Source organism: Rhizobium sp. BK181, assembly GCF_014193305.1.
Taxonomy (GTDB): Bacteria; Pseudomonadota; Alphaproteobacteria; order Rhizobiales; family Rhizobiaceae; genus Rhizobium.
In genome coordinates, this window is record NZ_JACHZA010000003.1 from 275,521 (window position 1) to 296,137 (window position 20,617).

Annotated in this window: 22 protein-coding genes; 7 read left to right on the plus strand and 15 right to left on the minus strand. The window is 60.9% G+C overall.

The features are described 5' to 3' along the window. Positions 1-133 precede the first annotated feature (133 nt). The 4 genes from FHT77_RS11235 to rplS all read right to left on the minus strand — a co-directional run bounded on the left by FHT77_RS11235 (position 134) and on the right by rplS (position 3,578). Entirely contained in the window at positions 134-955 is an 822-nt protein-coding gene (locus FHT77_RS11235; protein WP_183755130.1) for an amino acid ABC transporter permease, read from the minus strand. 22 nt (positions 956-977) lie between these two features. Beyond that, positions 978-1,775: a transporter substrate-binding domain-containing protein gene (locus FHT77_RS11240; RefSeq protein ID WP_183755131.1), complete on the minus strand. Its 798-nt coding sequence runs from the start codon at positions 1,773-1,775 to the stop codon at positions 978-980. Between the two features lie 201 nt (positions 1,776-1,976). Then, the gene (locus tag FHT77_RS11245) at positions 1,977-2,855 is read right to left on the minus strand and encodes an aldo/keto reductase family oxidoreductase (protein ID WP_183755132.1); all 879 of its coding nucleotides are present in this window, start codon (positions 2,853-2,855) and stop codon (positions 1,977-1,979) included. Positions 2,856-3,041: 186 nt separating this feature from the next. Continuing rightward, positions 3,042-3,578, minus strand: a complete 537-nt coding sequence (gene rplS, locus FHT77_RS11250; protein ID WP_016556661.1) for a 50S ribosomal protein L19 — start codon at positions 3,576-3,578, stop codon at positions 3,042-3,044. A gap of 347 nt (positions 3,579-3,925) precedes the next feature. Here rplS and FHT77_RS11255 point away from each other — a divergent pair, with 347 nt between their 5' ends. After that, positions 3,926-5,380 carry an NCS1 family nucleobase:cation symporter-1 gene (locus FHT77_RS11255; protein ID WP_183755133.1) on the plus strand — a complete coding sequence of 485 codons (1,455 nt, stop codon included), beginning with the start codon at positions 3,926-3,928 and terminating at the stop codon, positions 5,378-5,380. Between the two features lie 39 nt (positions 5,381-5,419). Here FHT77_RS11255 and trmD read toward each other — a convergent pair whose 3' ends face one another. From trmD to ffh, 5 genes are all read right to left on the minus strand, one after another. Continuing rightward, entirely contained in the window at positions 5,420-6,100 is a 681-nt protein-coding gene (gene trmD / locus FHT77_RS11260) for a tRNA (guanosine(37)-N1)-methyltransferase TrmD (RefSeq protein WP_183755134.1), read from the minus strand. 8 nt (positions 6,101-6,108) lie between these two features. Next, positions 6,109-6,678, minus strand: a complete 570-nt coding sequence (gene rimM, locus FHT77_RS11265; RefSeq protein WP_016556658.1) for a ribosome maturation factor RimM — start codon at positions 6,676-6,678, stop codon at positions 6,109-6,111. Positions 6,679-6,795: 117 nt separating this feature from the next. Further along, entirely contained in the window at positions 6,796-7,164 is a 369-nt protein-coding gene (gene rpsP / locus FHT77_RS11270) for a 30S ribosomal protein S16 (protein ID WP_016556657.1), read from the minus strand. Between the two features lie 49 nt (positions 7,165-7,213). Beyond that, on the minus strand, positions 7,214-7,534 hold the full coding sequence (locus FHT77_RS11275) for a chorismate mutase (protein WP_016556656.1): 321 nt from the start codon (positions 7,532-7,534) through the stop codon (positions 7,214-7,216). A gap of 16 nt (positions 7,535-7,550) precedes the next feature. Beyond that, the gene (ffh, locus tag FHT77_RS11280) at positions 7,551-9,119 is read right to left on the minus strand and encodes a signal recognition particle protein (RefSeq protein ID WP_183755135.1); all 1,569 of its coding nucleotides are present in this window, start codon (positions 9,117-9,119) and stop codon (positions 7,551-7,553) included. A 304-nt stretch (positions 9,120-9,423) separates the two neighbouring features. Between ffh and FHT77_RS11285 the strand changes: the two genes are divergently transcribed. Next, on the plus strand, positions 9,424-10,428 hold the full coding sequence (locus FHT77_RS11285) for an MBL fold metallo-hydrolase (RefSeq protein ID WP_183755136.1): 1,005 nt from the start codon (positions 9,424-9,426) through the stop codon (positions 10,426-10,428). Here the strand turns inward: FHT77_RS11285 and FHT77_RS11290 are convergent, their stop codons facing one another. Then, a complete protein-coding gene (locus FHT77_RS11290) occupies positions 10,429-12,387 on the minus strand; it encodes an elongation factor G (protein ID WP_183755137.1) in 1,959 nt (652 codons plus the stop codon). A 205-nt stretch (positions 12,388-12,592) separates the two neighbouring features. Here FHT77_RS11290 and dapF point away from each other — a divergent pair, with 205 nt between their 5' ends. The 5 genes from dapF to FHT77_RS11315 all read left to right on the plus strand — a co-directional run bounded on the left by dapF (position 12,593) and on the right by FHT77_RS11315 (position 17,669). Continuing rightward, positions 12,593-13,498, plus strand: a complete 906-nt coding sequence (gene dapF, locus FHT77_RS11295) for a diaminopimelate epimerase (RefSeq protein ID WP_183755138.1) — start codon at positions 12,593-12,595, stop codon at positions 13,496-13,498. Then, positions 13,495-14,769 carry a tRNA (N(6)-L-threonylcarbamoyladenosine(37)-C(2))-methylthiotransferase MtaB gene (gene mtaB / locus FHT77_RS11300; protein WP_183755139.1) on the plus strand — a complete coding sequence of 425 codons (1,275 nt, stop codon included), beginning with the start codon at positions 13,495-13,497 and terminating at the stop codon, positions 14,767-14,769. Before dapF ends, mtaB begins: the two co-directional genes overlap by 4 nt. 15 nt (positions 14,770-14,784) lie before the next feature. After that, positions 14,785-16,377, plus strand: a complete 1,593-nt coding sequence (gene ftsY, locus FHT77_RS11305; protein WP_183755140.1) for a signal recognition particle-docking protein FtsY — start codon at positions 14,785-14,787, stop codon at positions 16,375-16,377. A gap of 63 nt (positions 16,378-16,440) precedes the next feature. Further along, positions 16,441-17,085, plus strand: coding sequence for a septation protein A (locus FHT77_RS11310; protein WP_183755141.1), 645 nt, complete (start codon positions 16,441-16,443; stop codon positions 17,083-17,085). Next, positions 17,082-17,669: a DUF2585 domain-containing protein gene (locus FHT77_RS11315; protein WP_183755142.1), complete on the plus strand. Its 588-nt coding sequence runs from the start codon at positions 17,082-17,084 to the stop codon at positions 17,667-17,669. The genes FHT77_RS11310 and FHT77_RS11315 overlap by 4 nt, the downstream gene beginning before the upstream one ends. On the opposite strand, the gene FHT77_RS11320 is transcribed toward FHT77_RS11315, so the two are convergent. Genes FHT77_RS11320 through ccmA form a run of 5 tightly spaced genes read right to left on the minus strand, consistent with a single transcriptional unit; the run spans position 17,670 to position 20,551 of the window. After that, positions 17,670-18,275, minus strand: coding sequence for a DsbE family thiol:disulfide interchange protein (locus tag FHT77_RS11320; protein WP_183755143.1), 606 nt, complete (start codon positions 18,273-18,275; stop codon positions 17,670-17,672). After that, positions 18,272-18,439 carry a heme exporter protein CcmD gene (gene ccmD / locus FHT77_RS11325; RefSeq protein WP_183755144.1) on the minus strand — a complete coding sequence of 56 codons (168 nt, stop codon included), beginning with the start codon at positions 18,437-18,439 and terminating at the stop codon, positions 18,272-18,274. The genes FHT77_RS11320 and ccmD overlap by 4 nt, the downstream gene beginning before the upstream one ends. 2 nt (positions 18,440-18,441) lie before the next feature. Next, the gene (locus FHT77_RS11330) at positions 18,442-19,203 is read right to left on the minus strand and encodes a heme ABC transporter permease (RefSeq protein WP_183755145.1); all 762 of its coding nucleotides are present in this window, start codon (positions 19,201-19,203) and stop codon (positions 18,442-18,444) included. Between the two features lie 47 nt (positions 19,204-19,250). Beyond that, positions 19,251-19,910 carry a heme exporter protein CcmB gene (gene ccmB / locus FHT77_RS11335; protein WP_183755146.1) on the minus strand — a complete coding sequence of 220 codons (660 nt, stop codon included), beginning with the start codon at positions 19,908-19,910 and terminating at the stop codon, positions 19,251-19,253. Then, on the minus strand, positions 19,907-20,551 hold the full coding sequence (gene ccmA, locus FHT77_RS11340) for a heme ABC exporter ATP-binding protein CcmA (protein ID WP_183755147.1): 645 nt from the start codon (positions 20,549-20,551) through the stop codon (positions 19,907-19,909). The genes ccmB and ccmA overlap by 4 nt, the downstream gene beginning before the upstream one ends. Positions 20,552-20,617 lie beyond the last annotated feature (66 nt).

Consider the following 20,617-nt stretch of genomic DNA (forward strand, 5'->3'; position numbering starts at 1 on the left):
GCAAAGAAGCGTGCCGGCAGGCGGTAATGATCCTGCAGCACGAAAATATGCGCGCCAATGCACTTGAACTTGGATTCCATGGGCCGTCACATATCAATTTTTGGCGACGGCGGCAATTCGAATCATGACGCCGCTATCGCCCGTCTCTTCTGCGCATCCGCTTCTCGACCTGGCGCAATGCAAGCGACAGGCCGATCGTCAGGATGAGATAGATGTAGGTGACGATCGAGTAGGTTTCAAAGAAGCGGAAGGAGCCGGAGGCGTAGATTTTTCCCATCTGGGTGATGTCGGACACGCCGAGGACCGATACCAGCGACGAGTCCTTGACCATCGCCACGAAGTCGTTCGATAGCGGCGGAAAGATCACCTTGATGGCCTGCGGGAAGACCACGAAGCGGAAACGGTGATAGCGCGAGAGGCCGAGCGCCTTGGCGGCCTCGATCTGCCCCTGATCGACTGACTGGATGCCGGCGCGGAAGACTTCGGCGATGAAGGAGGAGTAGCCGATCATAAGCGCGATGATCGCTCGCCACATCAGCGAGAAGTCGCGCACCATCACCGGTTCGCTGAAGCCCGCCTGGACCAGTGGACTGGTCAGGAAGTTGTAGGCGGCGACGATGCCGGGGGCGCCGACGAAGGCGACATAGAATAGCAGCACCAGCATCGGCACGCCGCGGATGACTTCGACATAGAAGCGGGAGATCTGGCGAAGCACGACACTGTCGGACAGTCCGAGCAACGCGATGCCAAGGCCAAGAAGGGTCGCGAGCGCAAACCCTACCAGCGTCACGAAGATGGTAACGCCGACGCCATTGAAGACGGTGCGGAAGACCTGCGCGTAGATGTCGTTGGTGACGATGACGACGGCAAGGACGATGCCGATCGCGACGAGGGCGACCAGCCACCAGGGGTAGTCGCCCTTACTCTGCCCAACCGGGGTCGGCTGAGGAGCCATTACGTGCTGACCAAAGAAGGGATCATTGTCCCATCTTGTAGTCGAGGAACCACTTTTTGTTCAGCGCATCGAAGGTGCCGTCCGCCTTGAGGCTGGCGATCGCCGCGTTGACGGGCGCCACGAGATCGGAGCCCTTCGGGAAGATGAAGCCGAAATCTTCGGTGCCGAGCGGGCCGCCGACGACCTTCAGGCCACCGTTCGAGGCATCGACATAGCCTTTGGCCGCGACGCTGTCGGTGAGCACGACATCGACGTCTCCGGCCTTGAGGGCCTGAACCGTGGCGCCGAAAGTCTCGAAAAGCTTGATGCGCGGGTTCTGCTCATTGCCGTCGAGGATTTCATAGACGGCCGTGTAAAAAGGCGAGGTGCCGGGCTGCGCGCCAACGAGGCCTTCATTGAAAGCGCCGAAGGTTTTCGCGTCGGTGAACCGATTTTCGTCGCCACGTACCAGCATGAACTGCTGCGAGCGCATGTAGGGATCGGAGAAATCCACCTTTGCCTTGCGGTCGTCCTTGATGGTGATACCGGTCATGCCGATGTTGTACTGGTTGTCGGAGACGGCCTGGATCATCGCGTCCCAGCTGGTGTTCTGGTACTCGACCTTGAAATTCAGCCGCTTTGCGATCTCGTTCATCGCGTCATATTCCCAGCCGATCGCCTTGCCGGACTTCGGGTCGACGAATTGCAGCGGCGGGTAGGCGTTTTCGGTCACGACAACGACTGCCTTGCCCTTGAGGTCGGGAAGATCGGCGGCCAAGGTCGCGAGCGGCGACAGGATGAGAGTGGTCAGTCCTGCAAGGACGTCGCGGCGGAACGGCATTAGGTATCTCCCCGAAATATAGCTCGCGAAACCTGTCATAGTTGCGAAGCGGATAGCAAGAGAATTGCCGCATGTCGCCGTGCAAAAACAGAAAAGGCGGCCCCAAAGACCGCCTCTTCCTGCGAAGATTTTTGCGAGATGCATTGCGAGCATCACCGGCCAAGTAACAGGATGGCAACGGCTCCATCACAGCCGCGAAAGCTAGCTCACTTTTGCCGATGCGCTGCCGTTCAATTTCGCAATCGCATCGGCGGGCAAGCCAATGTCTGCGACCGCGAGATTCTCCCTGAGGTGGACCCGTGACGAGGTGCCGGGTATGAGCAGGATATTCGGTGCGCGCTGCAGGAGCCAGGCAAGCGCAACCTGCATCGGTGTCGCGCCTAGTTCCTCGGCGACGTCCGAAAGCGTGGAGGATTGCAGCGGTGAGAAGCCGCCGAGCGGAAAGAACGGAACATAGGCTGTCTGCTCCACGGCAAGCTGGTCGATCAGTGCATCGTCCTCCCGATGCGCAAGATTGTATTGGTTCTGGACACAAGCGATCTCAGTGATCTTTCGGCCATCGGCAATTTGCTTGGCGGTGACGTTGGAGAGGCCGACGTGTTTGACAAGGCCCTGGCGCTGAAGGTCGGCGAGGACCGTGAGAGGCTCCTCCAAAGATCCTTCCGCGGGTCCGTGAACATCAAACATGGCGCGCAGATTGACCACCTCGATCACATCGAGGCCGAGGTTCGTCAGGTTGTCGTGGATCGCCTTCGTTAGCGCTTCCCGAGAGAAGGCCGGGTTCCAGGATGCATCCGGGCCGCGTGTCGCTCCGATCTTGGTTACGATCACGAGACTGTCCCTGTAAGGATGCAGCGCTTCCCTGATGATCTGATTGGTGACGTGCGGGCCATAGAAGTCGCTGGTGTCGATGTGGTTGACGCCGCTTTCGACGGCTTCACGCAGAACTGCTATGGCTTCGCCGCGGTCTTTCGGTGGGCCGAAGACGCCCTTACCGGCCAGTTGCATGGCACCATAACCGAGCCGCGTCACCGCATGGTCGCCCAGTGTGAATGTGCCCGATTTTTCGAGATTGGACATGGTCTACTCCGTTTAAAGACGGGGTAGACATAGGGCAGGCTCGGTCTGCTGATAACGCCATGCTTTCCGCACGGGTTGTTCGCAATTCCGGACAATGTTCCTTGGGGGACCGTCTGTGTATCATCGCGCGCAATAAAAAAGGCGACCCGAAGGTCGCCCTTTCCAACAATCCGTGAGGATTGAAACTTATTCTGCTGCCGGCTCGGCCGCTGCTGCAGCTTCTGCTGCTGCCTTGGCTTCTGCGGCTTCCTGAGCTGCCTTTTCGGCCGCGAGAGCCTGAGCTGCTGCAACCTTTTCGGCTTCCAGACGTGCCTTTTCCTCGGCAACGGCCTGGCGCTCGGCGTCGTTGAGCTTGCGGGCGCGGGTGCCGGTGTTCTCGACGATACGAGCCGACTTGCCGCGACGATCGCGCAGGTAGTAGAGCTTCGCGCGACGGACCTTACCGCGGCGAACGACTTCTACGCTTTCGATTGCCGGGGAGTAGACCGGGAATACGCGCTCGACGCCTTCGCCGTAGGAGATCTTGCGAACCGTGAAGTTCTCCTGCAGGCCACCGCCGGAGCGAGCGATGCAAACGCCTTCGTAGGCCTGTACGCGGGTACGGTTGCCTTCCTTGACCTTCACGTTGACGCGAACGGTATCGCCTGGGGAGAATTCAGGAAGCGTGCGCTGGGCTTCGATCTTGGCGACCTGTTCGGCCTCAAGCTGCTGAATGATGTTCATGACTCAACCTCTTTGTTGGTTCAACAGCCAGAGCGCTCTGAACGATCTATCCTTGGTCGAGCCTCAGATATTTGCCGGTGAGGGCAGGAGCGAATTCGTCTGTTTTTCTTTGCATGGTTGATGGGAGTTTTCCCATTCCGGGCGTGCGCATACCGTATTGCGCAGGCTTTGTCACCCCTTCGGCCCGGAAATTTCGCTGCGTCGGCCGATAAAACGCGGCCTTCAACGGCGCTGCACAATATCAAGCCTGTGACTCATTTGATTAAATATTTGTCAAATGCCCAACCGAGGAGCAGATTCTGTTTCGGATCAAATTGTGATCCGTGGGAGTTTTCGGAGGGGAATGAATGACAGTCAGTAATCCGTCGCCCTCGTTATATAACGAGGACCTCGCGCCCGCTCAGGAGAGGAAGTGGGGCGCCTTCAGCATTTTCAATGTGTGGACTTCTGATGTTCACAGCCTTTGGGGCTATTATCTCGCCGCCAGCCTTTTCCTGCTGTGCGGCAGCTTCATCAATTTCGTGATCGCCATCGGTCTCGGCTCGCTGGTCATCTTCTTCCTTATGAGCCTCGTCGGTAACGCCGGCGTCAAGACGGGCGTACCGTTCCCAGTACTTGCACGCGCCTCGTTCGGCACGTTCGGAGCCAATGCCCCGGCTCTGGTTCGCGCCGTTGTCGCCTGCTTCTGGTACGGCGCGCAGACGGCGGCTGCATCCGGCGCGATCGTCGCTCTTCTCATTCGCAACGAGAGCATGCTGTCATTCCATCAGAACAGCCACATGCTTGGTCACTCCACGCTTGAGGTGATCTGCTACGTCGTCGTCTGGGCGCTGCAGCTCCTGATCATTCAGCGCGGCATGGAGACGGTGCGCAAGTTCCAGGACCTGGCCGGCCCCGCCGTCTGGATCATGATGCTTGTCTTGGCGGTCTATCTCGTCACCAAGGCCGGCACTTTCTCCTTCGGCAGCGAGATTCCGCGCGACGTTCTGCTTGAGAAGACAAGGGACGCGGGCATTTCGTATGAACCCGGCACCTTCCCGGCTCTTGCCGCCGTTGCCGCCACCTGGATTACCTACTTCGCAGCGCTCTACCTGAACTTCTGCGATTTCTCGCGCTATGCCAAGGACACGAAAACCCTGCGCACCGGCAATCTCTGGGGCCTGCCGATCAACCTCCTTGCCTTCTGCCTGGTTGCAGGCGTTACGACCACAGCCGCATTCACCGTCTACGGCGAAGTGTTGCTGCATCCGGAAGCAATCTCGGCGAAATTCGACAGCTGGTTCCTGGCATTGCTTGCCGCCCTGACCTTTGCCGTCGCAACGCTTGGCATCAACGTGGTGGCCAACTTCGTCTCGCCAGCCTTCGATTTCTCGAATGTCTTCCCTCGCCAGATCAGCTTCAAGGGCGGCGGCTATATCGCAGCCCTGATCGCGCTGGTGCTCTACCCCTTCGCACCGTGGGAGACGGGTGCTGCACACTTCGTCAACTTCATCGGTTCGACAATGGGTCCGATCTTCGGGATCATGATGGTCGACTACTATCTGATACGGAAGGGTGAGCTGAATGTAGCAGACCTCTATCAGGAGAATGGCGAGTTCCGCTTCCAGAATGGCTGGCACACGAATGCGTTCATCGCCTTCATCATCGGCTCGCTGTTCTCGTCGGTTCTCCCGACTTTCACGTCGATCTTGCCGGAATGGTGGGGGACCTATGGCTGGTTCTTCGGCGTCGGCATTGGCGGTGTCGTCTACTACGTGTTGCGGATGGGCACACGTGGCTCCGCAGTCGGCGCTACGAACTGACACCAAACAATGCAATGCCCGGCTTCGGCCGGGCATTTTTCATTCTTCCAACAGGTCCGGGCGTCGTTCGCGAGTCAGCTGCAGCGCCTGCTCGCGGCGCCATTTTTCGATTGCGCCATGATTGCCCGACGTGAGGATTGCCGGAATTTCATGGCCTTCCCATTGCTGCGGGCGAGTGTAGTGCGGATGTTCCAGCAGCCCGCCCTCGAAGCTCTCATGCAAACCGGAAAGATCGTTTCCCATGACGCCCGGCAGAATGCGGACGATTGCGTCCAGCACGGTCAGCGCCGCCGGCTCGCCGCCCGACAGCACGTAGTCGCCGATCGAGACTTCTTCCAGCTCGCGCGCTTCGATGACGCGCTGATCGACACCCTCGAAGCGACCGCAGACGATGATGACGCCATCGCCGGACGCCAGTTCGCGCACGCGCTCCTGGGTCAGCGGCTTGCCGCGCGGGCTCATCAGCAGGCGTGGACGGCTGTCGTTCTCTGAAGCGCTGTCGATGGCGCGGGCGAGGACGTCGGGTTTGAGCACCATTCCGGCGCCGCCGCCAGCGGGCGTATCATCGACAGTACGGTGCTTGTCGGTGGCAAAATCGCGAATCTGCAACGTGTCGAGCGACCACTGGCCACGTTCCATCGCCTTGCCGGCAAGGGAATAGCCGAGGTGACCCGGAAACATTTCCGGGTAGAGGGTCAGCACGGTCGCGCGAAACGCCATCGACCGCCTCACTTCTTCTTTTTCGGCGTGTCTGGCGTGAATTTCGCGCTGTCATCCTCGGTATCGACGAGGCCGGCAGCCAAGGGATCGATGGTGATCCTGCCGCTTTCGAGGTCGATATCGAGAACCGAGGCTTCCGAGAAGGGGATCAACACGGGGCGCTTGCCGGGCCCCTTCAGTTCCAGGAGGTCGCCGGCACCGAAGTCGAAAACGCCGGTCACCGTGCCATAGCTGACGCCTTGGTCGTCGAGCGCTTCCAGGCCCTCGAGGTCGGCGTAGAAGAATTCGTCTTCCTCCAGTTCCTCGTCCGGCAGGTTGTCGCGCTCGATATAGAGCTCCAGTCCGTTCAGTGCCTCGGCAGCATTGCGATCGTTAATCCCGCGGAAGCGGACGACAACGACGTTCTTCATTTCCCGGATGTCGAGGATTTCGAAGGTACGGCCATCAAGGCTGTGCAGGTTGCCATAGTCGCCGAGGGCCGTCGGGTCGGCAGTGTAGGCCTTGGCGCGCACTTCGCCGCGCAGGCCCTGGGCGCCACCGATCGTTGCCATCAGAACGGGATTTTCAAGCTTTGCCATGACGTCCTTCACATGAAGCCGCAAATCTTGGCTTCTCTTAAACGAAGTGCGGCGGAATGGAAACGAAAACGGGCGGCATGTCGCCATGCCGCCCGTTCGATAAGGGAAAGTCCCCGATTATTCTGCGGAAGCAGCAGCTTCAGCAGCGTCGGCGGCCTTCTGAGCCTTTTCAGCAGCGCGCTCCTGAGCCTTCTTGCCCGGCTTTGCCTTTTCCGGGTTGCTCTTGGCGTCACGCTTTGCGAGGCCGGCTTCGTTGAGGAAGCGCAGAACGCGGTCGGTCGGCTGTGCGCCCTGATCGAGCCAGTGCTTAATGCGGTCGTTGTTCAGGGTGATACGAGCGCCGTTGTCCTTGGCGAGCATCGGATTCCACGAACCGAGGTTTTCGAGGAATCGACCATCGCGCGGCGAACGGGCGTCAGCGAGAACGATGTGGTAGTACGGGCGCTTCTTGGAACCACCGCGTGCGAGACGAATTTTCAGTGCCATTTTCTTTACTCCTTGGACTTTTCTGGACCGCCTGATCCGGCGGTATGGTTCATTTTGCTGCGGCGCCGTTTTCGGCGTGGTCTGCAGCGATCTGCTCATGATGCCGGATGACTTCCTTGATGATGAAGTTCAGGAACTTCTCGGCGAAATCCGGATCCAGATTGGCATCCTTCGCCAGATGGCGGAGGCGTTCGATCTGGTATTCCTCGCGCGCCGGGTCGGCCGGCGGCAACTTGTACTTGGCCTTGAGAACGCCGACCTCTTTGGTGCAGCGGAACCGTTCAGCCAGGATATGGACCAGCGCGGCGTCGATGTTGTCGATCGACTGGCGATAGTTCGAAAGCTGGGCTTTGATTTCAGGATCAATCATCTTCTACGCGACCCCTTCACTTCTTCTTGGGCAGGCCAGGAAGGCCTGGGAAACCACCGCCGAGACCTGGCAGCTTGGCGCCGCCCAGGCCTGGCAAACCGCCGCCGCCCAAACCGGGCAGCCCGCCGCCCGGCTTTCCAAGACCGGCAGCTTCAGCCTGCTTCTGGAGCGCTTCGAGCTGCTTGGGGTCGATGTTCGAAAGATCGGGCATGCCGCCGCCGAGGCCGCCAAGGCCCATCTTGCCGGCAAGGCCGCCCATCATCTGCTTCATCAGGCCGCCTTTGCCCTTGCCGCCCATCATCTTCATCATGTCCGCCATCTGGCGGTGCATCTTCAGAAGCTTGTTGATGTCGGAGGCGTCGGTGCCGGAGCCGGCCGCAATGCGCTTCTTGCGCGAATGCTTGAGCATGTCGGGATTGGCGCGCTCTGCCTTGGTCATCGACGAGATGATAGCGAGCTGGCGGCCGAACAGGCTGTCGTTCAGGCCGGCGGACGCCATCTTGTCCTTCATGCCGGCCATGCCGGGCATCATACTCATGATGCCGCCCATGCCGCCCATCTTCTGCATCTGGCGCAGCTGGTCGGCGAGGTCGTTGAGGTCGAATTTGCCCTTTGCCATCTTGGCGGCCATGGCGGCCGCCTTTTCGGCATCGATGTTTTCGGCGGCGCGCTCGACGAGGCTGACGATGTCGCCCATGCCGAGAATGCGGTCGGCGATGCGGCGGGGATGGAATTCCTCGAGCTCACCCATGCGCTCGCCGACACCGATGAGCTTGATCGGCTTGCCGGTAACGGCGCGCATCGAAAGGGCGGCACCGCCACGGCCATCGCCGTCCATGCGGGTGAGCACCAGGCCGGTGATGCCGACACGTTCGTCGAAGCTGCGCGCCAGGTTGACGGCATCCTGACCGGTCAAGCTATCCGCGACCAGCAGGATTTCATGCGGGTTCGACTTCTTCTTGATGTCGGCCATCTCGACCATCAAGGGCTCGTCGATATGCGTACGGCCGGCGGTGTCGAGGATGACGACGTCATGGCCGCCGAGCTTGGCGGCCTGAACGGCGCGCGCAGCGATATCGGTCGGCGACTGGCCCGCGATCACGGGCAGCGTGTCAACATTTGTCTGCACGCCGAGCTGGCGCAGCTGCTCCTGGGCAGCCGGGCGTCGCGTATCGAGCGACGCCATCAGCACTTTCTTCTTCTCGCGATCGGTGAGCCGCTTGGCGATCTTCGCCGTCGTGGTCGTCTTACCGGAGCCCTGCAGGCCGACCATCATGATGACGACGGGGGCAGCGGCATGTAGGTCGACGCCCACGCCTTCGCCGCCGAGCATCTCGATCAGCTCGTCATGGACGATCTTGACGACCATCTGGCCGGGCTTGATCGACTTCAGGATCTCGGCGCCGACGGCCTTCTCGCGCACCCGGTCGGTGAAGGCGCGCACCACATCGAGCGCCACGTCGGCCTCCAGAAGCGCACGGCGAACCTCGCGCAGCGCTGCGGAAACATCGCTTTCCGAAAGCGCGCCACGGCCTGTCAGTCCATTCAGAATGGATCCAAGACGGTCCTGGAGGTTCTCAAACATCGGCTCTTCCTTGTGATTTCCTGGAGACGGAAACCTTGTGCTTTTCCTTGACGAAAACAAGACGCATAGCCAAAAACCACCCGAGGGCGCATCGCGCTGTCGGGTGTGGACCTCCGGGATCGATTTATACCTTTGCGGGTCCCGGTCGGTGGCTCGAGTCTTGAAGCTCGTCGCAGATTGAGCGGCGGTAAACAGGAAAAAGCGGCGCGAGTCAAGGCAAAGCCGAGAAAAGACGGCGTTTCGGCCTTTCAAAACCGCGCGCCCGATCCCAGATCTGCTTTTCCTTCAACGGAAACGCTCTTGCATGCCCACGGCCAAACGACGCAATCCCTATTATCAAGGTCCGGTCTCCGATCACTTCGACGGTACGCATTTCTTCAATCCTGACGGTATCGAGCCTCTCGGTTTCAGAGATCTGATGCGATGGCAGTTCGGCGGCGGCCGGGATCGCTGGCCGAAGGCGGTTCCGAGCCCTTTCCAGCCAGCCAAGCCGGATTTGCATGTCGCCGGCGAGAACATCAGGGTAACGATGGTCGGCCATGCGACTATGCTAATTCAGGTCGCGGGGTTGAACATCCTGACGGATCCCGTCTGGTCCGATCGAGCCAGCCCCTTTGCCTTCGCCGGGCCTAAGCGCGTCGTTGCGCCCGGTATCGCGTTCGACGATCTGCCGCCGATCGATCTCGTGCTCGTTTCGCATAACCACTACGATCACCTTGACGTTGCCACGCTTCGCCGTCTGCACACGAAACACCGGCCGCATGTCGTCACACCGCTTGGCAACGATACGATCATTCGCCGTGCCGTCCCCACCATGCAGGTGACGGCGATGGACTGGGGCGAGCGCATCTCGCTTGAGCGGATCAATATCTACGCGGAACCCGCCCACCACTGGTCGGCGCGCGGCACCGGGGATCGTCGCATGGCGCTCTGGGCGGCTTTCGTGTTGTCGACGCCGGCGGGTAAGATCTACCACGTCGGCGATACGGGCTTTCACGGCGGCGTCAATTACCGGGCCGCTCAGCAGAAGCATGGTGCCTTTCGCCTCGCCATCCTGCCGTTCGGGGCCTATGAGCCGCGCTGGTTCATGAAGGGCCAGCATCAAAATCCCGATGAAGCGGTCATGGGAATGAAGCTTGCCAATGCCGCCTATGTTGCCGGGCACCACTTCGCCACATTCCAGCTGACGGACGAGTCGGTCGATGCGCCGGTCAAGGCCCTCACTACAGCGATGATCGAGCACGGCATATCCCCGGATCGGTTCCGGCCGCTCCGGGCAGGCGAGGTCTTCGACGTGCCGCCGGCATGATCAGTGCGCCTGGGCGCCTGAACCATGCGCATTGATGATGCTGTCGGCTTCCTTGCCGTAGAGCTCTTCGAAATGATCGAAGGTCTTGGAGAAATGGCCGATGCCCTGCGTTGCGGACTTGAGCGACCGGGCGAGATCGTCAAGCACGCCACCCGGTACCAGCGCTCGAAAGATGTCCCAGCCCTTGGCGTTCTCGTCGCGGTCGAAGCCGAGCACCTGTCCCTTGAGCGAGGAAACGAGTGTCACCATGCCGCCTGAGTAGACCGAGGGGATGTGGATTTCCACCCTGACTACGGGCTGCATGAGGACGGCTGACGCCTGCGACAGCGCCTGCTTGACCCCCATCTTTCCGGCGGTCCGAAAAGCGAAGTCGGAGCTGTCGACCGAGTGATACTGGCCATCCGTCAAGGTGACATCGACGTCAATGACCTGGAAGCCGAGCGGCCCCTTTTCCATCGCTTCGCGGGCGCCGGCCTCGACGGCCGGGATGTAGTTTCGCGGCACGGTGCCGCCCTTGACGTTTTCCGCAAACGTAAACCCGTGGCCGCGCTCGTTCGGCCTGACGCTGAGTTGCACATCCGCGAACTGCCCGGCGCCGCCTGTCTGCTTGCGGTGTCGATAATGGACGTCCGAGGGCTTGGAGATCGTCTCCCGGTAAACCGGGTTGGGTGCGCGTTCCGAAACCTCGACCCGGAAAACCTCGGAAAGCGTCTTGCGGAGATCGCGCAGGTGAACGGGCCCTTGGGCGCAGATTAATGCCGCGCCGGTTCCTTCTTCCTGCATGACCTTCAGGCCGCGATCGGTTTCCGCCAACTTTGCAAGCGTCGCCGAGAGCTTGGTCTCGTCGCGCTCACTGCCGGGAATGAGGATCCTCTCCAGCATCGGTGTCGGCGGTGTTGTCCAGTCGGGGGGCTCGAGGCTTCCGGCTTGCGTCAGCAATGCGGGCACGGGCAGATGGTCCGATTTCAGAGCGGCAAAGATACTGCCGGCCTGCACAGGGCCGCTGATCGGTTTTCCGTTGCCGGCTTCCTGCAGGGGACCCAGCGTAGGACCGCCAAGGGAGGCGCCCTGTTTCAGGCCATCGACGAGTGCCCGCACAAGGACCGTCTTGCCAACATTGGCCTTGTGGTAAGCGTGGAAACTCACGGCTGAAAGTGTCGCTTCGTCCGCAGCGGAAGAGGCGGCAAGCCGAGTTCGAAGCGCTGTTGCCGGCGGCGCCTCGTGGCGGAGCGCCTTCATCAGACGCATGATGCCGTTGCTATGTGAGGCGGAGCCGAACAATACGGGGATGATCCGATTTTCCTTGAGGATGCGCGACGAAATCGCAAACAGCGTGTCGCTTGCCGGCTCTCTATCCTCGATGAGTTCCTCGAGAAGCCAATCGTCGAATTCCGAGAGCTGCTCCAGCATCTCCGTTCGCGCCTCGTGCTCGCGCTCGGCAACGTCCTTGGGCAGTTCGATCAGCGCGGAAGGCTGACCTTCGCGATAGCGCCAGGCGCGTTCGGAAATCAGGTCGCAACTGCCGACGACCGTGTCGCCTTCGCGGATCGGCACCTGCCGCAGAACGAGGGGGTGGTTTGAGTAGGCCTGGAGTGCGCCGATGACGTCACGCAATCGACCGCGCGGCTCGTCCATGCGATTGATGAAAACCAAACAGGGCGTGCCGGACGCCTCGATGGCCCGGAGATAGGGTGCCACCAGAACCGCTTCGTCGGGTGTTGGTGATATGCAGAGAATACAGGCGTCGCTAGCGAGCAGGGCATCCTGCGCCAAGGCCAGCGCCTCGTTTGCTCCGGGTGTGTCGATCGCACACCACGCTTCGTCCTTGAAATCGAACTCCGTCAGGCTTGATCCATATGGAGAGGCTGACTTTCTGGGCGTTCCCTCGAGCGAGGCCAGCTTTGCGACGAGTGTCGTCTTTCCCGTCTGCGAGGGCCCAAGTACCGTGAAGCAGCGCATCGGCGATCCTCCCTGCCAAAAGCACCATCCGAGAGCAAGAATGCCTCGAAGCGGCGAAAAGCGCTAGATATTTGCAGTCATTCTTAAATATGAAGTCTGGCTATCTCCTTCTGCCAATGTGTAGCTGAAGCCACGCCAGTCAACCCACTGGTAATTCCCATGCATTTCCGCCATATACAGCCCAAACAGAGACGGACATGACACTATGAGCGCAACGGTCGAATTCGCGAAGATGAACGGGCTTGGCAACAAGATCCTCGTCGTTGACATGCGCGGTCGTGCCGACAAGGTGACGCCGGCCGCGGCGATCGCGCTGAATGCCGCACCCGACACGCAGTTCGACCAGATCATGGCGATCCACGATCCGAAAGCAGCGGGCACGGATGCCTGGATTGATATCCTGAACTCGGACGGCTCGAAGGCACAGGCCTGCGGCAACGGCACGCGCTGCGTCGTACAGGCGCTTGCTTCGGAAACAGGCAAGAAGGTTTTCACGTTCCAGACGGTTGCCGGCATTCTCAATGCTGTCGAGCATGATGATGGGACGATCTCCGTCGATATGGGCAAGCCGGTCTTCGAGTGGGATAAGATTCCGCTTGCCGAAGAATTTCATGATACCAGCCGCATCGAGCTGCAGATCGGGCCGATCGACAACCCGGTCCTGCATTCGCCTTCCGTCGCGTCGATGGGCAATCCACATGCGATCTTCTGGATCGACCGCGATCCGATGTCGTTCGATCTCGGCCGCTTTGGACCGCTGCTTGAAAACCATCCGATGTTCCCGGAGCGCGCCAATATCACGCTGGCGCAGGTGACCTCTCCCAGTTCGATTACGACGCGCACCTGGGAGCGGGGAGCGGGACTGACGCTTGCCTGTGGTTCTGCGGCCTGTGCGACGGCTGTTTCCGCCGCTCGCACCGGACGGACCGGACGCGAAGTGGCGGTGAAGGTCGCAAGCAGCCCAAATCAGGGCATACTCAACATTGAATGGCGCGAACGCGATGGCCACGTGATCATGACGGGCCCCGCCGAATGGGAATGGTCCGGCACGCTCGATCCGGCGACGGGTTCGTGGTCGCGCGATGCGGCGCCGGGAGCGGAAGCGCGGTGAGCGGCGTCGAAGTCATCACCTTCGGCTGTCGTCTGAATACCTACGAATCCGAAGTGATGCGGGCGGAGGCCGAGAAGGTCGGGCTCAACAATGCCATCCTCGTCAATACCTGTGCCGTCACCGGAGAGGCGGTTCGTCAGGCTCGCCAGGCAATCCGACGTGCCCGGCGCGACAATCCGCATGCTCGCATCATCGTGACCGGTTGTGCGGCCCAGACGGAGAAGGAAACCTTCGCCGACATGGCAGAGGTCGATGCCGTCCTTGGCAACGAGGAAAAACTGAAGAGCGCGTCCTATCGCGCTCTGCCGGATTTTGGTGTTTCGGCGGAAGAGAAGCTACGCGTCAACGACATCATGAGCGTGCGCCAGACAGCGCCGCAGATGGTCAAGCACATCGATGGTCACGTGCGGGCTTTCATCCAGGTCCAGAACGGCTGCGACCACCGCTGCACCTTCTGCATCATTCCCTATGGTCGGGGCAATTCGCGTTCGGTGCCGATGGGAGCGGTCGTCGACCAGGCGCGCAAGCTCGTCGAAAGCGGCTACCGCGAGATCGTTCTGACCGGGGTCGATGCGACCAGTTACGGCGCTGACCTACCCGGCGAACCGACGCTCGGGTTGCTTGCTAAGACGCTTCTGAAGCAGGTGCCCGATATTCGCCGCCTGCGGCTTTCGTCGATCGACAGCATCGAGGCGGACAAGCATCTGCTGGACCTGATCGCCGAGGAAGCGCGGTTCATGCCACATCTTCACCTTTCCCTGCAGCATGGTGACGACATGATCCTGAAGCGGATGAAGCGCCGCCATTCCAGCGCGGATGCCTTGGCCTTCGTCAACGACGTGCGCCGCCTGCGGCCTGAGATGAGCTTCGGCGCAGATATGATCGCCGGGTTCCCGACCGAAAGCGAAGAGATGTTCGCGAATGCCGAGCGGCTCGCGGAAAGGGCCGGTATCGCCCACCTTCACGTATTCCCGTACAGCCCACGGCCAGGGACGCCCGCCGCGCGGATGCCGCAGCTCGATCGCGCGCTGGTCAAGGAGCGGGCAGCGCGGCTTCGCGCCACTGGACATCGCCTGCATCAGTCCCATCTCGACGGAATGGTCGGAACGCGGCAATGGCTGCTGGTGGAAAACAACGGTTTGGCGCATACCGAGAACTTCACGCTTGTCGCAGCGGCGGGACTGGCGCCCCGAAGTTTCGTGCAGGCTGTGATCACCGGGCACAACGGCAAACACCTCGACATGCAATTGACGGCCGCCGACGCGGCCTGAGTTTACGGAATCCTCATGGCGTTCAATTTCATCAAAAAGGTCTTCACCTTCGGCCCGAAGCCTGAGGAAGAGAAGTCGCCGGAGGTGGTCGAGACGAAGGTGCTCGACGCCGAGCTGGAGCCGCATTCGCGTGAGGAGAACCTTCCTGTTGCGGCCGATCCGGTCCTGGCCGAGGAGATGGATACGGCCGGTGGGCCGGCCGATGACATAGGCGAGGACGCTCCGATCGAGGACGTTGCCGAACAAGCCGAAACACTTGCGCCCGTCGAGGAGGACGTTTCCGAGGTCTTGCCGCCGGAGATACAGGCGAGCGAGATCGGCATTGTGCCACTTTCGTTGATCGAGGCCGAAGCGGAAGTTGAGACACCCGCTGAAAGCACGCCGGAAGAGACCGTTCCTGTCGCTGCTTCCCTGGAGCCGGAGACCGGCGAGCAGGCGGAAGAGGAAGATCTTACGCAGGCGGTATCTGCTCCCGAGGTGGAAGAGGCATCGGTCACCGAACTTGAAGCGGAAGCCGGTGCGGAACAGCAGCCGAGCGTGGGCAAGGCCATTTCCGCCGAGCAGGAGATATTCGTTCCGGTGGAAGATGAGGACGTGTCTGTTGAATCGTCCGCGGCTCCCGTTCTGCCGAAGGGATTTGCTACCGGCCCCGCATTTTCGGAGCCAGCGCCTCTCATTCCTGCGCCCAAACTTTCCTGGTTCCAGCGCCTGCGTGCCGGCCTTGCCCGCACCTCGTCGCAGCTCACCGGCCAGATCGCCGCCCTCTTTACCAAGCGCAAGCTCGATGATGAGACGCTGCAGGATCTCGAGGATCTGCTGATCCAGGCCGATCTTGGCGTTGAGACGGCAATGCGCGTCACCGATACGCTCGCCTCCGAGCGTTACGGCAAGGACGTGACCGGCGAGGACGTCAGCCGCATCATGGCAAGCGAAATTGCCAAGGTGCTGAAGCCTGTCGCAAAGCCGCTGCAGCTCGATCTCAGCCACAAGCCGCACGTCATCCTCGTCGTCGGTGTCAACGGAACAGGCAAGACGACGACGATCGGCAAGCTGGCGTCGAAGCTCTCGGGCGCCGGCCTCAAGGTCATGGTGGCTGCCGGTGATACGTTCCGCGCCGCTGCGATCGAACAGCTGAAGATCTGGGCTGATCGTACGAAATCAGAATTCATCGGGACCAAGCTCGGCGCGGATGCTGCCGGTCTTGCCTATGATGCCTTCGAGCAGGCCAAGGCGAAGAAGTGCGACGTGCTGATCATCGATACGGCCGGCCGGTTGCAGAACAAGGCGGAACTGATGGCAGAGCTCGAGAAGATCGTTCGCGTTCTCGGCAAGCTCGATCCGGACGCGCCGCATACGGTGCTGCAGACGCTCGACGCGACAACGGGCCAGAATGCCCTGTCGCAGGTCGAAATCTTCCGCAACGTCGCCGGCGTCAACGGTCTGATCATGACGAAGCTCGACGGCACGGCGCGGGGCGGCATTCTCGTGGCGATCTCCGCCAAGCACAAGCTGCCGGTCTATTTCATCGGCGTCGGCGAAGGCGTCGATGATCTCGAACCGTTCGAGGCTGAGGATTTCGCGCACGCCATTGCCGGGCTCGGCCAATAATGCCACAGATATGCCGACAAACACGGACAAGCGTCTCGTATGAACAACCGGATTTGAGATAGAATGACGACAGAAAGCGATATCACCCCAAGCGCGGCCGACCGGCATCACCCGATGCTGAAGCTGGCGCTGGAGCTTGGCCCGCTGCTGATCTTCTTCTTCGCCAACCTGCGCGGTGCGTGGCTTGTCGAGCGGTTTCCTGTTCTCTCGGAGCTTGGCGGACCACTTTTCGTGGCAACGGGCCTCTTCATGGGCGCGACCGTGGTATCGCTGATCGTTTCGAAGGTCGTGCTCGGGCACCTGCCGATCATGCCGTTCGTGTCGGGAATCGTGGTTATTATCTTCGGATCGCTGTCGATCTACCTGCAGAACGAAACCTTCATCAAGATGAAGCCGACCATCGTCAACGCGCTCTTCGGCGTGTCGCTGCTTGGGGGGCTCGCTTTCGGCAAGTCGTTGCTCGGCTATGTCTTCAATGCGGCCTTCCAGCTCGATGCCGAGGGATGGCGCAAGCTGACGGTTCGCTGGGGCATCTTCTTCCTCTTCCTCGCAGTGCTGAACGAAGTCATCTGGCGGAATTTCTCCGATGATTTCTGGATCGCCTTCAAGGTTTGGGGAACGATGCCGATCACCATCATCTTCACGATGGCGCAGATGCCACTGATCATGAAGCACACGGTAACTCCGGTTGGAGAGGCCGAAAAGTGACGGTTGCAGAGGCGCAGACAAGGGTTCGCCATCAGACGTTCTGGTTCGCAGCCTGCCTGCTGGTTCTGCTGGCGCAGGTGGTTGCCGAGTATCTGATGGGCCGCACGCCGATCTGCACCTGCGGCTATGTCAAGCTGTGGGAAGGTGTGGTCAATTCCAGTGGCAATTCCCAGCACCTGTCTGACTGGTACACGCCGTCGCATATCATCCACGGGTTCATCTTCTACGGCGTGGCGCATCTCGTCCTGCGCGGAAAGCCGTTTGCGGCACGCCTGCTGTTGGCGTTGGTCATCGAGTCCGGCTGGGAGCTGCTGGAGAACTCGCCCATCATCATCGATCGCTACCGCTCGGCGACGATCTCGCTCGACTATTACGGCGACAGCATCATCAATTCAGCGATGGACACCGTGTTCATGGTTGTCGGCTTCATCTTCGCATCGCGCGCGCCGGTGGCGCTGACGGTGGGGATAGCGATCTTCTTCGAGCTTTTGACCGGCTACCTGATCCGCGACAACCTGACGCTCAACGTCTTGATGCTGGTCTGGCCCGTCGAGGCGGTCAAGACCTGGCAAAGCGCGATCTGATCAGGAAGCGGGCGTGCCAAGGGCCTTTGCCATAGCGGGCAACAGGCCTTCCTTCAGGCTGATGTCGTCGAACGGGCCGACGCGCTTGTATAGGATTGTGCCGTCAGGGGCGACGAGATAGCTTTCCGGAATGCCGTAGACACCCCAATCGATCGCCGCCTGCCCCTTGGGGTCGATGCCGATAGCGGCAAAGGGATTGCCGAGTTCGCCGAGGAAGCGAAGCGCGTTGTCGTTCTTGTCCTTGTAATTGATAGCAACCACGTTGAGGCGGCTGTCCTTCGCGAGTTCCCTCAGGATCGGATGCTCTTCACGACAGGGGATGCACCAGGAGGCGAAGACGTTGACGAGCGTCAGCTTGCCCTTGATCGCACCGTCGGTGAGGGCGGGCAGGTTGGCGCCTTCGAGCGGCGGCAGGCTCAGCGTCGGCGCCTTCGTGCCGATAAGGGCCGAGGGGATTTCCGAGATATCCTTGCCATGGACATCCTGATCGTAAAGCATCTTGGCCGCAGTGCCGGCAATGACGGCAAAGACCGCCAACGGGATCAAGGCGACGGCATAGCGTCCGAAACCGCGCTTGGCGGGGTTCGTTTCAGGCGTGGGGCTCATTCGCTATCCTTTGCGGGCGCCGAGCGGCGGCGAATACCGGAAGCCTCAAGGGCTGCAAGATCCTTGCGGCGAGCGCGACCGTCGGCCCAGGTCCAAAGGGTTACCGCTACCGTCACAAGCGCAGCAAAGCCGTAGGAGCCGTAGACATAGAAAGCGTGTGTCATGGCTATCCCTCGCGGCTCGCGAGCCGGGCTGCCATACGGCGTTGGGCGGCGACACGGCGACGCCAGATTTCGTTGCGCATGGCCATGATGTGCAGGGTGAAAAAGAGCGCGGTGAAAGCCACGGCCATCACCAGCAGCGGCCGGAGGAATTCCGGATCGATGGCCGGGCCGTCGAGACGCAGGACGCTTGCGGACTGATGCAATGTGTTCCACCAGTCGACGGAGAACTTGATGATCGGGATGTTGACGAAGCCGACGAGGATCAGCACTGCGCTGACGCGGGCGGCCTTGGACGGTTCGTCGATTGCGCGATTGAGCGCGATAAGCCCGAGATACATCAGGAACAGAATGAAGACGGACGTTAGCCTTGCGTCCCACACCCACCACGTACCCCACATCGGCTTGCCCCAGAGAGAGCCGGTGACGAGGGCAATCAGCGTGAAGGCGGCGCCCAGCGGGGCTGCGGCCTTGGCCGATACGTCCGCCAACGGGTGGCGCCAGACGAGCGTGCCGATCGCCGAGAGGCTCATGATCGTATAGCCCATCATGGAAAGCCAGGCGGCCGGGACGTGGATATACATGATGCGAACCGTCTCGCCCTGCTGGTAGTCACCTTCGGTCGTGAAGCTGAGATACAGCCCCACGATGAAACAGAGGGCCGTGAAAGCGGCCATCCAGGGAAGGATGCGTGCAGCCAGCGCCAGAAACCGCGTCGGGTTGGCGAGATCGCTGAATTTCGTGATGGCAAGGCTCGTTTCACTCATGCCGTTTCCTTACCGCGATATGCCTTCTGTCGCAATCGAGCGCTCCATCAATCCGACGTGTTGCGCAGCGCCAATGCCGCCGCGGCCGGGCCGATGACGGCGAAGAACAGCGTTAGTGCGATCAGGATGAGAAAGGGCGGCAGGAAGGGCGACGGTCCCTCGACCGCCGAATAAGTGGCGCTGACGCCGAAGATCAATACCGGAATGGTCAGTGGCAGGACCAGGATCGAGACCAACAGTCCGCCGCGCGGCAAGGCAACGGCGACGGCCGCGCCAACCGCGCCGATGAAGGTAATCGCCGGTGAACCGACCAGCAGCGTCAGCATCGTCGCGCCGATCGCCGTCTCGCTCATGTTCATGAAGAGGCCAAGCAGCGGCGAGGCAATGACGAGCGGCAGACTGGTGGCGATCCAGTGTGCCAGGCACTTGACCAACACCGTCAGGACGAGCGGGGTCTCCTGCATCAGCATGAGGTCGAGCGAGCCGTCGTCGCGTTCGGCCTGGAATAGCCGGTCGAGGCCGAGAAGTGCCGCAAGCAGAGCTCCGATCCAGACGATGGCCGGGCCGATGCGGGACAGCAATGCCAGATCGGGTCCGACACCAAAGGGAATGACCGCAACGACGGTCAGGAAGAAGAGGACGCCGACCAGCGCACCGCCGCCGGCGCGGATGGAGATCTTGAGGTCGCGCAGCAGAAGTGCGGTCATGCCCACACTCCTGATCCGGGATGAGCAAACCCCGTCATCCGCAGTTCCTGCACGCCTTCTAGACCAAGGGGCTGGTGGGTCGCAGCAAGCACGATGCCGCCATTGCGCCGATGCGCTTCGATGAGCTCGGCAAAGAGGCGGTCGCCGCTTGTGTCGAGCGCCGCCGTCGGTTCATCGAGGATCCACACCGGCCGATAGGCGATCAGCAGCTTGGCGAAGGCAAAGCGCCTTTGCTGGCCAGCCGAGAGATAGCCGAAAGGAAGGTGGGTGATCCCTTCGAGCCCGACTGCGGCTGCGGCCTCATCGATGGAAACGGAGGGGCCGTGCATCTGTCCCAGAAAGCGGCGCCAGAACTCGAGGTTTTCAGCAACGGTCAGTTCGCTTTTCATCGCATTGCGGTGGCCGAGATAGTGACTGATTTCTCCAACGCGCTTGTGTGTGTCGCCATGCGAATCGGTAAAGCTCACCGTACCCCTTTCCTGACGGAGGAGACCGGCGACGACGCGCAGCAAAGTTGACTTTCCCGATCCATTTTTGCCAGTCAAAACCAGCGCTTGGCCTGCTTCCAGGCCGAATGAAAGCCCCTCAAAAATCAGCTCTTCGCCCCGGCGCGCAGCCAGATTGGCAGCCTCAAGATGCATGACTTTTCCGTGGTTTAATTTTTCAGTCATCGCAATGCAAAAAAATCCGAAATGGGTCACGCACTC